The 12,911-nt window shown below is 70.6% G+C and carries 12 protein-coding genes; 7 read left to right on the top strand and 5 right to left on the bottom strand.

The features are described from left to right. Window positions 1–29: 29 nt before the first annotated feature. Both EXE44_RS08755 and EXE44_RS08750 read left to right on the top strand, forming a co-directional pair. Window positions 30–686: a GNAT family N-acetyltransferase gene (locus tag EXE44_RS08755; protein WP_137716837.1), complete on the top strand. Its 657-nt coding sequence runs from the start codon at window positions 30–32 to the stop codon at window positions 684–686. Beyond that, the gene (locus EXE44_RS08750; protein WP_137716836.1) at window positions 683–961 is read left to right on the top strand and encodes a hypothetical protein; all 279 of its coding nucleotides are present in this window, start codon (window positions 683–685) and stop codon (window positions 959–961) included. Before EXE44_RS08755 ends, EXE44_RS08750 begins: the two co-directional genes overlap by 4 nt. Before the next feature lie 19 nt (window positions 962–980). Here EXE44_RS08750 and EXE44_RS08745 read toward each other — a convergent pair whose 3' ends face one another. The 3 genes from EXE44_RS08745 to hisB form a co-directional block, all read right to left on the bottom strand. Then, window positions 981–2,765, bottom strand: coding sequence for an L-aspartate oxidase (locus tag EXE44_RS08745; protein ID WP_137716835.1), 1,785 nt, complete (start codon window positions 2,763–2,765; stop codon window positions 981–983). Window positions 2,766–2,840: 75 nt separating this feature from the next. Further along, the gene (locus EXE44_RS08740) at window positions 2,841–3,737 is read right to left on the bottom strand and encodes a YkgJ family cysteine cluster protein (protein ID WP_137716834.1); all 897 of its coding nucleotides are present in this window, start codon (window positions 3,735–3,737) and stop codon (window positions 2,841–2,843) included. 83 nt (window positions 3,738–3,820) lie between these two features. Beyond that, entirely contained in the window at window positions 3,821–4,417 is a 597-nt protein-coding gene (hisB, locus tag EXE44_RS08735; RefSeq protein ID WP_121563306.1) for an imidazoleglycerol-phosphate dehydratase HisB, read from the bottom strand. A gap of 507 nt (window positions 4,418–4,924) precedes the next feature. Between hisB and EXE44_RS08725 the strand changes: the two genes are divergently transcribed. Further along, window positions 4,925–5,578 carry a hypothetical protein gene (locus EXE44_RS08725; RefSeq protein WP_137695015.1) on the top strand — a complete coding sequence of 218 codons (654 nt, stop codon included), beginning with the start codon at window positions 4,925–4,927 and terminating at the stop codon, window positions 5,576–5,578. A gap of 126 nt (window positions 5,579–5,704) precedes the next feature. Here the strand turns inward: EXE44_RS08725 and hisA are convergent, their stop codons facing one another. Both hisA and EXE44_RS08715 read right to left on the bottom strand, forming a co-directional pair. Then, window positions 5,705–6,445 (bottom strand): 1-(5-phosphoribosyl)-5-[(5-phosphoribosylamino)methylideneamino]imidazole-4-carboxamide isomerase, encoded by a 741-nt coding sequence (gene hisA / locus EXE44_RS08720; RefSeq protein WP_137716832.1) that lies wholly within the window; start codon window positions 6,443–6,445, stop codon window positions 5,705–5,707. A 513-nt stretch (window positions 6,446–6,958) separates the two neighbouring features. Further along, a complete protein-coding gene (locus EXE44_RS08715; RefSeq protein WP_137716831.1) occupies window positions 6,959–7,798 on the bottom strand; it encodes a hypothetical protein in 840 nt (279 codons plus the stop codon). Window positions 7,799–7,882: 84 nt separating this feature from the next. Between EXE44_RS08715 and EXE44_RS08710 the strand changes: the two genes are divergently transcribed. The 4 genes from EXE44_RS08710 to EXE44_RS08695 all read left to right on the top strand — a co-directional run bounded on the left by EXE44_RS08710 (window position 7,883) and on the right by EXE44_RS08695 (window position 12,885). Continuing rightward, window positions 7,883–9,124, top strand: coding sequence for a thiamine ABC transporter substrate binding subunit (locus EXE44_RS08710; RefSeq protein ID WP_137716830.1), 1,242 nt, complete (start codon window positions 7,883–7,885; stop codon window positions 9,122–9,124). A gap of 27 nt (window positions 9,125–9,151) precedes the next feature. Further along, window positions 9,152–10,960 carry an iron ABC transporter permease gene (locus EXE44_RS08705; protein ID WP_137716829.1) on the top strand — a complete coding sequence of 603 codons (1,809 nt, stop codon included), beginning with the start codon at window positions 9,152–9,154 and terminating at the stop codon, window positions 10,958–10,960. Continuing rightward, a complete protein-coding gene (locus tag EXE44_RS08700) occupies window positions 10,950–12,131 on the top strand; it encodes an ABC transporter ATP-binding protein (RefSeq protein ID WP_137716828.1) in 1,182 nt (393 codons plus the stop codon). Before EXE44_RS08705 ends, EXE44_RS08700 begins: the two co-directional genes overlap by 11 nt. A 496-nt stretch (window positions 12,132–12,627) precedes the next feature. Continuing rightward, on the top strand, window positions 12,628–12,885 hold the full coding sequence (locus EXE44_RS08695) for a hypothetical protein (RefSeq protein WP_121563312.1): 258 nt from the start codon (window positions 12,628–12,630) through the stop codon (window positions 12,883–12,885). The last annotated feature ends 26 nt before the right edge of the window (window positions 12,886–12,911 follow it).

Here is a 12,911-nt window from a genome sequence, read left to right as displayed (position 1 = left end):
CTTACTCCGCGGCGACGTTCCCTCCGTCGATGGACGAGATCGCGATCCGGGACCCGCGGCCGGACGACGCCGAGGCGCTGGAGGCGCTCATCACCTCGCACTTCAGCGAGGGGAGCTCCTACGGCGTCGACCTCGGACTCGACGACCCGACGTACCACGTGCTGGTCGCGGTCGAGGCCGGCGCGGAGGACGCGGGAGAAGCGGGCGCGGAAGACGCGGGGGAGACCGGTCCCGGAGGGGGCCGCGAGGGCGACGAGAGCGGCCGGATCCTCGGGGTGATGGCGCTCCGGGAGCTCGCGTCCCCCGACGCCGTCGCCGACGAGATGTACTTCTTCGACGACCCCGACCTGCTCCCCGACGCGGGGCTGTACGGGCACCTGGAGATGGGGTACGTGCGCGACGACGCGACCGGACGCGGGATCGGGAGCCGGCTGCTCGAACGCCTCCACGCGGTCGGCGCGGACCGCGGCGTCGACCGCTTCCTCGCGGACTCGTGGTACCACGGCGGCGACGACTCCCCGGAGAAGCTGTTCGACGCGCACGGCTACGAGACGGTCCACCGCGAGCCGATCGAGCGGTCCGCGGCGGAGTGCCCGAAGTGCGAGGGCGAGTGCGTCTGCGAGGGCGCGCTTGCGGTGCGACGGGTCGCGGGCGACGAGGTCGACCCGGGAGCGGGCCGGTCGTGAACCACGACCGCGTCCACGCGAGGGAGCCGTCGCACCACGTCGACCGGTGGTCCGTCGGCGTCGTCGAGTCGGTCGGGGAGCGCGACGGCCACTGCGTCGTGACGGTGCGACCGGTCGGGGAAGCCGAATCGGAGGGCGAGGCGGACGGCGACGACGGGCCGGTCGAGCTGGTGATCACGTTCGCCGTCAGGGACCTGTTCGTGAACCGGCTACCGACCGCGGAGGGGGAGTCGCCGGTCGGCGAGCGCGTCTGGTACCGGAAGCGGGGCGGGTGATCCGGAGCCTTCGACACCGCTACTCCAACTGGTGGTAGTCCAGCTCGTGCCCCTCGTCGAGCGCGGCCCGGACCGCCTCGCTCGGCTCGTCGACCGGCTCGCTCCTGAGCGCCATGCCGCCGACGTCGGGGGCGTCGAAGTAGAGGTTACGCCGCCAGTCGGGGTCGCGGTCGGGGAAGTCGGTCCGGTAGTGAGCGCCGCGGGACTCCTCGCGTTCGAGCGCGCCACGGAGCACCGCCTCGGCGGCGACGAGCATGAATCCGAGGTCGACCGCGAGCTCGAACGACTCGCTCGTCACCGGGCCGACGCGGAGGTCGGCCGCGCGGTCGCGGACGTCGGCGAGGCGGTCGAGTCCCTCGCGGAGCGACGACTCGTCGCGGAGGATCCCGGCGTGGTCCCACATCAGCTCGCGGAGGTCGGCGAGCACCGCGTCAACCTCGTTCTCGCCGTCGCTGTCGGCCATCGCCCGCAGGTCGGCGAGGTGCGGATCGACGAGCGTCTCGCGCAGGTCGGTCGGGACCTCGCCCGGTCCGTCGGCGCGGTCGGCGATCCGCTCGCCCGCGACCACGCCGTACGCGACGGTCTCGGCCAGCGAATTCCCGCCAAGGCGGTTGGCGCCGTGGACCCCCGCCATCGTCTCGCCGATGGCGAACAGCCCGTCCACGTCGGTCTCGCCGTCGTCGTCGACCGCGACGCCGCCCATCCCGTAGTGGGAGGTCGGCGCCACCTCGACCGGTTCCTCCGCCATGTCGACCCCGAGGTCGTCGAACCGCTCGTACATCCGCGGGAGGCGCTCGCGGACGAAGTCGGCGTCGCGGTGGGAGATGTCGAGGTAGACGCCGCCGTTCTCCGTGCCGCGCCCCTCGGCGATCTCCCGCGCGATCGCCCTGGCGACCACGTCGCGGGCGTCGAGTTCCATCTGGTCCGGCGAGTAGCGCTCCATGAAGCGTTCGCCCTCGGCGTTGAACAGGCGGCCCCCCTCGCCGCGGACGGCTTCGGTGACGAGCCGACCGCTCCACGGCGCCCACTCCGGGTCGGTCTCGTCGACCGCCATCCCGGTGGGATGGAACTGCATGAACTCCATGTCCATGAGCGACGCGCCGGCGTCGTACGCCAGCGCCGCGCCGTCGCCGTTGTTCTCGTCGTCGCGCGACGTGTGGCGGTCGTATATCGCCGCGTGGCCGCCGGCCGCGAGGACGACGATACCGGCGTTAAACAGGAGGAACTCGCCCGTGTCCATGTCGAAGCCGACGGCGCCGTGGACCGCGTCGCCGTCGGAGACGAGCTTCGTTATCATCACGTTCTCGCGGTACGGCACCGACAGCTCCTGTGCGCGTTCGACGAGCGTGTCCAACAGCGACTCGCCGGTGTGGTCGCCCGCGAAGGCGGTCCGGCGGAACGACTGCGCGCCGAAGAAGCGCTGGTCGATCTCGCCGCCGTCCGTGCGGGAGTACGCCATCCCCCACTCGTCGAGCTCGCGGAGGCGCTCTGGCATCTGTTCGGTTACCGTCTCCACCTTCGCCGGGTCGTTGACGAAGTGGCCCTCGTTGAGCGTGTCGGCGGCGTGGATCGCCGGCGAGTCCTCGGGGTCGTGGGTGCCGAGGGCGCCGTTGATCCCGCCCCGCGCCCAGGTGGTGTGCGCGTCGCCGTGTCCGCGCTTGCCGAGCACGAGCACGTCCTCGACCCCGCGTTCGGCCAGCTCGATGGCGGTGCGCGCGCCGGCCGCGCCGGCGCCGACGACGAGGACGGACACGTCCTCGCGCGCGTACTCGACCGGCTCGTCAGTCGATGTCAGTTCGGCCATGTGCGAAGGGAGGGGCCGCACACTGGTAAGCCTCACGCGCGTGTGCGCACGCGCAAACGAGGGTCCGGGCTCCGCCTACCGCTCGGCGTCCCATCCCGGGGTTCCGGGCGCGCCCGCGTCGTCCTCGACCTCGCGGACGAGCCGGTCGCGGGCGTCGCGGCCGAGGCCGACGCGCTCGCCGTCGCCGCCGGCGCGCTCGGTCCACGAGCGGATCGCCGCGCCGACCCACGAGTCGGCGTCGCGGGCGGCCTCCCGCGCGTCGCTCATGCGGTCGCGCGTCACCGACAGCGATCCCGGGCGAGAGCCGACGGCGGCGCCGACGAAGCGCGCGCGGTCGTCGGCGGTCGCCTCGCCGTCGCGGAGTCGGGCGACGACGCCGTCGAGGTCCGCGGGATCGGGGTACGCGAACACGGTCGCGCCGAGCGCCTGCGGGCCGAACGCGGGCGCCGGGAGGTCCTCGGGCGGCGCGTCGTCGAGGAGGCGCTCGCCGCCGCCGGCGGCCGCGACGCGCTCGCACTCCGTCTCGGCGCCGAGTTCGAGGTTGTGGCCCGGGTACGTCGAGCAGGTGCGCGGGTAGCGGTCGGCCCCGTGGATCCGGCACTGGAGCGTCGTCGGGTCGAGGAAGGCGCAGGCCCCGAGCCAGCGCGGCTCGTCCGTGCCGATCGGCGCGACCGGCTTCGGGGGCTTCCGGAGGCCGAGGACGAAGACCGGACGCCCGTCGACCGCGGCGAGGTCGGTCCCGTCGACGGTTACGGTCTCGTCCCGCTCGGCCGGCTCGAAGAGTCGGGGGGCCAGGGCGTCGCCGAGGCCGTCGTCGACGAACCGCGCGACCTCGTCGCGGGTGAGCGGCGCGAGGGCGTACACGTCGTCGAGCGGGGGGCGCGGGCCGGTGCGGTCGGAGCCCGCAGCGGCCGGGTCGAGCGGGCGCCAGTCGACGCAGCAGCCGGCGCACCCCTCGCAGTCGAGTTCCATGTGTCCGTGGTAACGGTTCGCGCGGTGATAAGCGATCGGCGGCCGGGAGGGGCGCGTCGAGGGGGGCCGGTCGCGGCGGCGGCCTACAGTTCGCCCTTCGTGCTCGGCGTGTCGCTGCGGCGCTCGTCGAGGCGGGTCGCGTCGTCGAGCGCGCGCGCCAGCGCCTTGAACAGCGCCTCGACCTCGTGGTGGGCGTTGTCGCCCTTCTCGACGGTCGCGTGGAGCGTTAGCCCGGCGTTGTGGGCCAACGACAGCGCGAAGTGGTCGGCCATGACGCTCGTGAACTCCCCGACCGACTCCTGTGAGAACTCGCCGTCGAACTCGTAGTACGGGCGCCCGGCCACGTCGACGACGACGCTCGCGACCGCCTCGTCGAGCGGGACGCGGCGGTCGGCGTAGCGCCGAATTCCCCGCTTGTCGCCGAGCGCCTCGTCGAACGCCTCGCCGAGGCAGATCGCCACGTCCTCGACGGTGTGGTGGTCGTCGATCTCTAAGTCGCCGTCACAGCGGACCGTGAGGTCGAAGAGGCCGTGCTTGGCGAACGACGCCAGCATGTGGTCGTAGAAGCCGATCCCCGTCGAGACCTCGCTGTCGCCGTCGCCGTCGATCGCGAGGGTGAGTTCGATCGTCGTCTCCGAGGTCTCGCGGGTGACGGCCGCGGTCCGGTCGTGCTCGCTCATACCGGCCCGTCGCGGGGGATTCGTAAGTCGGTTGCGGGTGAAATCGCGCCTCGCGGTGGCGCGTGCCTGCGAGCGGCCGAAGCGAAGCGGAGGCCGCGAGGAGCACGCGCGAGGGAGTCGGGCGCCGAGCGAAGCGACGGCGGCCGACGAGGCTGGGGAGGCGTGAGGCTGCGGTGCTGTCCGGTCGGGCGGGACTCAAAGGGGGCAGCCGGGAGGCGGGCGCAGGCGACGCAAGCACCGCAACGAGGGAGCGGTAGCGACCGAGTGAGGCGCGCAGCGAGCGTGCGCCCGCCTCTCGGCTGGGGCTTTGGTACCGTTCGCCGGCGATCCGCAAGGATGGGTGTGACAGAATGATCCCCAAGAGTTTGATCTTATTTGAGATACAACGAAACGGCCGACAGAGTGGACCTGTGCTTCGTTCTATAAGTGGATCCACTTCGGCGAAATACTATTGGATTTTATTAGATCTGAACGACCTTTTTCTGGTATTATCGACTACGAGACAGTATGCCAGAAGAGACAAAACAAACAGAACATACTACCTCAGAGGAGCAGTCTGAGAACGATCTCCGTGAAGAACTCTACGACCAATTTGGAATTTCTATGAAAGGTCGAGTCGGAATTAGATGGATCATTCCACACCTTGATCAAGGTGTACAAACAGAATCCCGTTACGACATCGACAAGCGCTCAAAAATTCTCGCTGAAATAGCTCTATTCCAAGCTTATGAACAGGAGCCAAAATTCAAGATATTTGTTTGGGCGGCTATGCTTGTAGGCGCGTTCGATCTTCTACATCAACTTGATCCTGGAGTTTACAGCATCCTATTCATCGCTCTTGCGACAATCAACGGCTTTGTGTCGTCACTACGGTCTCCGGCGATGATGGCTGCCGAATTGGAAGGAACACCCGATGAAAACGGAATGCCAGCTGACTACCGTGCTAAGGCACTCTCAAGTGTAAATACAAACATTACGCTAGTACTATTCGTGATTGCTGTGGGAGTTCAGTTGTTTGTGACAAGCGGGTACGCGCAACAGGAAATTATCTCGAGAAATCTGGCAACTGGTGTGGTAAACCCTGGTATTTCTGTGGCTGTACTACTAGCAATCCCGCTACTAGTTTCCCGAATACTAGGGGAGAGTGACGCCAACAAATAACTGCTAGCCAGACGAGTGAACTAGTGAATACACGCAGAAATTAGCGTATATTTGAATTGTTCCAGAACGGTCCAGTCCGCAGTAGATCAGCTATAAGTTGTCGACGACGAACCCGCGCTCCGATTCTTATATCTCGTCGGCCGCGTCCTGCGCCTCTCGGAGCGTGAACTCGCCCTCGTACAGCGCGGTACCGACGACGACCGCGGCCGCGCCCGCGTCCTTCAGCGCGACCACGTCGTCGACCGTCGCCACCCCGCCGGACGCGATCACCGGGATGTCGACGGCCTCGACGACGCTTTCGACCGCCTCGCGGTCGATCCCCCCCAGTTGGCCCTCCACGTCGACGTTGGTGAATAAGATCGCGCCGGCGCCCAGTTCCTCGTAGCGCGCCGCGGCCTCTGCGGGGTCTAACCCAGTCCCCTCGGTCCACCCCGACACCACGACCTCGCCGTCCTTCGCGTCGAGGCTGACGACGACGCTCCCCGGATGGGTCTCGTCGATCTCGGCGACGATCTCGGGCGTCTCGACCGCCGCGGTGCCGAGGATGACGCGATCGAGGCCCAGGTCAAGGAGGTCGCGCGCCCCCTCCGCGGTCCGGATGCCGCCGCCGAGTTGGAGGCCCACGTCGTCCGGGACGCTCTCGACGACCGCCTCGATCGCGGCGGCGTTGACGCGCTCGCCCTCGAAGGCGCCGTCGAGGTCGACGAGGTGGAGCGTCTCGGCGCCCGCCTCGATCCAGCGCTCGGCGGCCTCGACCGGGTCGCCGTAGCGCTTGCCCGTCCCGCGCTCGCCGCCGACCAGCTGGACGACCTCGCCGTCCTGGACGTCGACGGCGGGGATCACCTCGAACTCCGAGAAGTCGGTCATACCGGACGGAAGCCGGCGACGGCGATTAAACGGGTCGGTTCGAGACGAAACGAAGGGTTACGCGGTGAACGTCTCGGAAGTCACGGCTGCTTGTTAGGAGCGTCTGATTGTGGATCCACGATGGACACCGCCAAAGCCCCAAGCGCTCGCCGATACGTGAGTGACCGCGGAACGACCGACAACACCGCCAAAGCCCCAGGCGCGAGGGCTCGGTGCGCTCGCTGCGGTCCTCGTCACTCGCTTCGCTCGTTCCTGCGGTCCTTCCGTCGCGCGCCTTCGCCCTCGCGACTGCCCCTTTGAGTCCCGCCCCCGACCGCGACCGCAGCCTCACGCCTCCCCAGCCTCGCCGCTCGCTCGGGGCTCCCTGCGGTCGCCCACGTCGCTCGCGGCGTCCCTCGCGCGTGCTGTCTCGCGGCCTCCGCTTCGCTCCGGCCGCTCGCAGGCACGCGCCACCGCGTCTCTATTCATAAACAATAGCGCTTCAACGGAGCCGAAGATCCGCGCCTCTGCCGCTCACGCCACCGAGATGAGTAGCTGCGAGACCTCAACGTCGAACTCCTCGGGGTCGGTCGCGAGCGCTTCGGCGGTCTCCGCGCCCGCGATCCCCCGGATGGCGGTCTCGGCGTCCACGAAGTCGGGGAGCGCCGCGTCGAGGATCTCGATCAGCGACTCGGTCGGGTACGCGCCGCCGGCGACGAGCACGTCGGTCCCGTCGTGCCAGACGCCGAGCCGGGCCCCGATTTCCAGTCGCCGGTCTATCTCCGCCGTCGTGCCGTTCGGGAGGGGAATCGCGCCGTCGATCGCGTACGCGCCCGTCAGCCGCCACGCCGTCGCGGTGTGGCCGGACCGGACGGTGGTGATCCCCTCGTCGACGACCTGAACGTCCTCGATGCCGGCGTTCCGGAGCTGCGCGCGGAAGGCGTCGACGGCCGCCGTCTCGACCTCGCTCATCACCCGGTCGCGGCCGATCCCGGCCGGCAGCCCGTCGATCGCGGGCCGGAGGTCGATCCGCGTCGCGAAGAAGACGACGGGCGACCCCGACACGTCGACCGTCTCGGCGAGCGCGTCCGCGACGGGCGCGTACTCGAAGATCCGCGTGCGTTCGAGCGCCCGGACGGTGACCGGGCCGTACGACTGCTCGAAGGCCGTGCTCTCGGACTCGTCTATCTGCCGCCAGTCCTCGATGCGGTCGCTCGTCACCTCGGGGGCCGGGACCGGGCCGTCGCGGCCGCCGAGACAGCCGGCGAGGCCGGCGACGCCGACAGCCGCCCCGCCGGCGAGCAGCCGTCGGCGCGTGGTCGGCCCGAACCGCGCCGGGGCCTCTCCGGAGCCGTTCCTCGGTGCCTCATCCATACGAATTCGACGGGCGCGACGGGGAAATTCGTGTCGCCGCCGACACGGATCCCTTATGTAACCACCGAGTACAACAACCGAGTGATGACTACCGACGAGAGCGAGACGCGGCGGCGATCGGCCCGGTCACGCACCCGACGACGCTTCCTGACCGCGGCGGGGGCGGCGGGGGCCACCGCGCTCGCCGGCTGTACCGCCGAGCGCGTCGACGACGGCGGCGGCGACGGGTCCGGCGGCGACGGCGGCGGGAACGGGACGGACGAGGACGGTAGCGACGGCAGCGACGGCGGCGAGGAGGAGACGCCGACGCTGACGGTCGCCACGTACACGAACTTCATCGACGCGCCCTCGGTGAGCCCGGGCGAGTGGCTCAAAGAGGAGTTCGAGAGCCGGTACGACGCCGAGCTGGAGTGGGCGACACCCGACAACGAGGTGAACTACTACATCGAGCGCGCCGCGTCGGGCGCGGGGATCGACGCCGACCTCTACGTCGGCCTCACCACCGAGGACCTCGTGCGCGTCGACGGCGAGCTGGACGAGGACCTCTTCGCCGAGGCCGGCGACGTCGAGGGCCGCGACGCGGTCAAGGAGGGCCTCCGGTTCGACCCGTTCGACCGGGCGGTCCCGTTCGACACCGGGTACGTCAGCCTCGTGTACGACGGCACCGCGACCGAGGCCCCCGAGACGTTCGAGGGGCTGCTCGACGACGAGCACGCGGGCGCGCTCATCGCGCAGAACCCCGGCGGCTCCTCGACCGGGCGCGCGTTCCTCCTCCACACGATCAACCGCTTCGGCGACGGCGGCGTCGCGAGCGACGGCGACGGGGAGGCGATCGAGGGCGGCGACGGCGACCCCGACTACGACTACCTCGACTACTGGGCGGAGCTCCAGGCCAACGACGTGCGCGTGCTGGGAAGCTGGGACGACGCGTACTCGGCCTGGAGCGAGGGCGAGGCGCCGATCGTCGTCTCCTACTCCACCGACCAGGTGTTCGCCGACATGGAGGGCGCGGACCTCGAGGAACACCAGATCCGCTTCCTGAACGACCAGGCGTACGCGAACCCCGAGGGGATGGCCCTGTTCGCCGACGCCGACGAGCCCGACCTCGCGCGGCAGTTCATGTCGTTCATGCTGGAGCCCGAGGTCCAAGGGGAGATCGCGCAGCGCAACGTCGCGTTCCCCGCGACGGACGGCGCCGAGCTGCCGAGCGACTACGCCGAGCTGGCCAAGGAGCCGAGCGACCCGGTGACGTTCACCTACGACGAGCTCCAGGGCTCCGTCGACGCGTGGGTCGAGGCCTGGGAGCGGCAGTTCGCCGGGAACTAAGCGCGTGGCCGACGTGGGGCCGAGCGCGTGACGGGAGCTGACGGCGGCCGCGCGGGGCGGCTGACCCGCCTGCGCGAGGGCGTCGAGGCGAACGCGCTGACCGCGCTCGCGGTCCTCACCAGCGCCGCGCTCGTCGTCGCCTTCTACTACCCGGCCGCGACGGTCCTGATCGAGGCGGTCGTCGTCGACGGCGCCGTCACCCTCCGCGTCTTCGCTGACGTGCTCACCGACCCGTTCTACTTCGGCGAGCTGGCGCGGCTGCTGTCCGGCGAGTCGCCGGCCGCCGTCGCCCGGTCGCTGCTCTCGCCCGACCGCCGGCTCGGGGTCGTCGGCTTCACCGCGTACCAGGCGGTCCTCTCGACGCTCGCGAGCGTCGCCCTCGGGCTCCCGGCCGCGTACCTGCTCGCGTGCTACGAGTTCCCCGGCCGGCGGACGCTGCGCTCGCTCACCATCGTCCCGTTCGTCCTGCCGTCGATCATGGTCGCGGTCGGGTTCGTGGCGACGTTCGGCGAGAACGGCACGCTGAACGCCGCCCTGACCGCGCTCGGGCTCCCGCGGGTCGAGCTCATGTTCACCCTCGAAGCGGTGGTGATCGCGCACGCATTCTACAACGCCCCGCTCGTGGCGCGCGTGACGACCGCGGCGTGGGAGTCGGTCGACGCAAGCGCGGTCGAGACCGCCCGCAGCCTCGGGGCGGGACCGGTCCGGGCGTTCTACGACGTGGTCGCGCCGCAGGTGTACCCCGCGGTCCTCACGGGCGCGGCGCTGACGTTCGTGTTCACCTTCGGCACCTTCCCCATCGTCTTGGCGCTCGGCGGGTTCGAGCTCGTGACCGTCGAGGTCCTCGTCTACCGGCTGGTGCGCGACCTGAGCTACGCCGAGGCCGCGGTGCTCGCGATCGTCGAGCTCGCGGTGTCGCTCGCCGTCCTGCTGGCGTACCTCCGGTACGAGGCCCGGAACGCGACGAACGCGCGCGGCGCACGCCCGCTGCCCCGGCGCTCGCTGTTGCCGCCCGCGCCCACGCTCCGAGAACTGCTGCCGCGGGCGGGGCTGGCCGTCTACGCCGTCGTCGCCGGGGTCGTCTTCGTCGCGCCGATCGCGTCGATGGTCCTCGCGTCGCTGACGGGCGGCGACGGCGCGCTCACGCTGGAGCACTACCGGTTCCTGGTCGAGCGCCAGCGGACGGGGGCGGCGTTCCAGGTGCGGCCGCTGCCCGCGATCCGCAACTCGCTCGCGTTCGCGACGGCGGCGACCCTGCTCGCGCTCCCGATGGGCGTCGTCGTCGCGGTGCTGACGACGCGGCGCTACCGCGGGCGGACGCTGGTCGACGCGGCCGCGATGGCGCCGCTCGCGGTGTCGGGGATCATCGTCGGCCTCGGGCTCCTGCGGGGGCTCGTCTTCGGCGTCGAGGTCGCCGGGTGGCGGATCGCCGCCGGCGGCGCGGTCGCCATCGTGGTCGCGCACGCGGTCTCGGGGTACCCGTTCGTCGTGCGCACCGTCTCGCCCGGGCTCGCTGGGCTGGACCGCTCGCTCGTCGAGTCCGCGCGGGCGCTCGGCGCCTCGCGGGCGCGGGTGATCCGCGACGTCGAGATCCCCCTGGTCTGGCCGGCGGTCGTCGCGGGCGCGGCGTTCGCGTTCGCCATCTCGATCGGCGAGTTCACCTCGACGGTCGTGCTCTCGACCGGCGCCGACGCGTACACGATGCCCGTCGCGATCGAACGGTTCATCGGGCGGCGGCTCGGACCGGCGACCGCCATGGGCGTCGTCCTGCTGGTCGTCACCGGCCTCAGCTTCGTCGTCATCGAGCGGCTCGGGGGTGACCACCGTGGGCTCTGAGCCGTCGGCGGAGTCGGCGGGCGACGGCCGGACCGACGCGGTCGGCGACGGCGACGCGGCCGACCCGCCCGTCGCGGTCGAGCTCGACGGCGTGACGAAGCGCTACGGCGAGACGGCCGCCGTCGACGACGTGACGCTCCGGGTGCGCGAGGGGGAGTTCTTCACGCTCGTCGGGCCCTCCGGCTGCGGGAAGACGACCACGCTCCGCCTGATCGCGGGGTTCGAGGAGCCGACCTCGGGGACGGTTCGCTTCGCCGGCGCGTCGGTCGCGGGCGTGCCCCCCGAGGACCGCGACGTGGGCGTCGTCTTCCAGAGCTACGCGCTGTTCCCGCACATGACCGTCGGCGAGAACGTCGCGTACGGGCTCAACTTCGCCGAGCCGCCCGCGGGCGTCACGCGCGACGAGCGCGTCGCCGAGCTCCTCGACCTGGTCGACCTGCCCGACGCCGCCGACCGCGACCCCGAGAGCCTCTCGGGCGGGCAACAGCAGCGGGTCGCGATGGCGCGGGCGCTCGCGCCCGGCCCCGACGTGCTCCTGCTCGACGAGCCGATGAGCGCGCTCGACGCCCGCCTCCGCGAGCGGCTCCGCGCCCAAGTCAAGCGCATCCAGTCCGAGCTGGGGATCACCACGATATACGTCACCCACGACCAGGAGGAGGCGCTGGCGATCTCCGACCGCGTGGCGGTGATGAACGGCGGCGCCCCCGAGCAGGTGGCCGCGCCCCGCACGGTCTACCGCGAGCCCGCGACGCGGTTCGTCGCCGAGTTCGTCGGCGACAACAACGTGTTCGCCGGGACGGTGGTCGACGCGTCCGCCGGAGGCGAACTCGCGGTCGACGTCGACGGCGGCGACGAGACACTCCGCGTGCGGACCGGCGCCGACTCCGACGCAGCCCCGTCGGTCGGCGACCGGATCGCCTTCTGCGTCCGTCCGGAGAACCTCCGCGTCGCGGGCGCGGACAGAGATTCCGGAGACGACGCGGCCTCCGCGGGCGAGAACGCGCTGCGCGCGACCGTCGCCAGCGCGGAGTTCCTCGGCGAGACGACGCGCGTCACGCTCGACTGGGGCGACCGCGAGCTCGTCGTCCGCGTCGTGGACCCCATCGACGGCGCGGTCGCGGTCGGGTTCGACCCCGGAGACGCGCACGTGATCGACGTGGAGCAACGCTGATCCCGCGGTGGCGCGTGCCTGCGAGCGGCCGGAGCGAAGCGGAGGCCGCGAGTGAGCACGCGCGAGGGAGTCGGCCGGTCGGAGCGAAGCGGAGACCGGCCGACGAGGCTGGGGAGGTGTGAGGCGCTGTGCGGTTGCGGTCGGGCGGGACTCAAAGGGGGAGCCGGCGAGGCGGGCGCAGGCGTTCACGAGAGCAAAGCTCTCGTGAGCCAATCAGAACGCGGAGCGTTCTGATGACGACGCAAGCACTGGAAGGAGCGAACGGAGTGAGCGACTGAAGCGCGCAGCGAGCGTGCGCCCGCCTCGCTGGCTGGGGCTTTGGAGGTATTCGCTGTAGGCTTGGTCGCAGCCGTTTATAAGCAAACGACTAGATTTTAAAAAGCGCTCACCGATTAACTCACGACGACGAGCTATCTGACCACTCCGCTGAACTCGTCGACGACGTACACGTATTGAGGCGACACGCCTTACCCGGCGGCCCGCATAAGGCGAACATATGGCCTCCGAGGCGTGCGACGTCTGCGAGCGGTCCGTCCGGATCGCCGGCGGGATCGGCGACCTGTGGAACTTCGCGTTCGAGTCGACGCAGGGACTGACGCTCGAACTCACCGACGGCTCGGAGTTCTTCCTCTGTTTCGACTGCATGGAGCGGCTGCCGGACGACCACGAGCCGACCGCCGAGGACGTGGCCGCCCTCCGGGAGCGCACCGAGCCGGTCGAAGACGACGACAACCACTTCTGGCACTGGGGGTGACGCCGGCGCCCGGCGTTCGGCCGAGC

The organism is Halorubrum sp. SS7 (genome assembly GCF_005435055.1).
In the GTDB taxonomy this organism is placed as follows: domain Archaea; phylum Halobacteriota; class Halobacteria; order Halobacteriales; family Haloferacaceae; genus Halorubrum; species Halorubrum salinarum.
The sequence above is the reverse complement of the archived record's forward strand: the minus strand, read 5'-3'. Positions and strand labels throughout refer to the sequence as shown.

What these genes read in the sequence shown, in the direction of transcription:
- EXE44_RS08725 (WP_137695015.1), top strand. Translation starts at nt 4,925, where the DNA reads ATGCCAGAAGAGACAAAACAAACAGAACATACTACCTCAGAGGAGCAG.
- hisB (WP_121563306.1), bottom strand. Translation starts at nt 4,417, where the DNA reads ATGAGCGAGCACGACCGGACCGCGGCCGTCACCCGCGAGACCTCGGAG.
- EXE44_RS08695 (WP_121563312.1), top strand. Translation starts at nt 12,628, where the DNA reads ATGGCCTCCGAGGCGTGCGACGTCTGCGAGCGGTCCGTCCGGATCGCC.
- EXE44_RS08745 (WP_137716835.1), bottom strand. Translation starts at nt 2,765, where the DNA reads ATGGCCGAACTGACATCGACTGACGAGCCGGTCGAGTACGCGCGCGAG.
- EXE44_RS08715 (WP_137716831.1), bottom strand. Translation starts at nt 7,798, where the DNA reads ATGGATGAGGCACCGAGGAACGGCTCCGGAGAGGCCCCGGCGCGGTTC.
- EXE44_RS08710 (WP_137716830.1), top strand. Translation starts at nt 7,883, where the DNA reads ATGACTACCGACGAGAGCGAGACGCGGCGGCGATCGGCCCGGTCACGC.
- EXE44_RS08740 (WP_137716834.1), bottom strand. Translation starts at nt 3,737, where the DNA reads ATGGAACTCGACTGCGAGGGGTGCGCCGGCTGCTGCGTCGACTGGCGC.
- hisA (WP_137716832.1), bottom strand. Translation starts at nt 6,445, where the DNA reads ATGACCGACTTCTCGGAGTTCGAGGTGATCCCCGCCGTCGACGTCCAG.
- EXE44_RS08755 (WP_137716837.1), top strand. Translation starts at nt 30, where the DNA reads ATGGACGAGATCGCGATCCGGGACCCGCGGCCGGACGACGCCGAGGCG.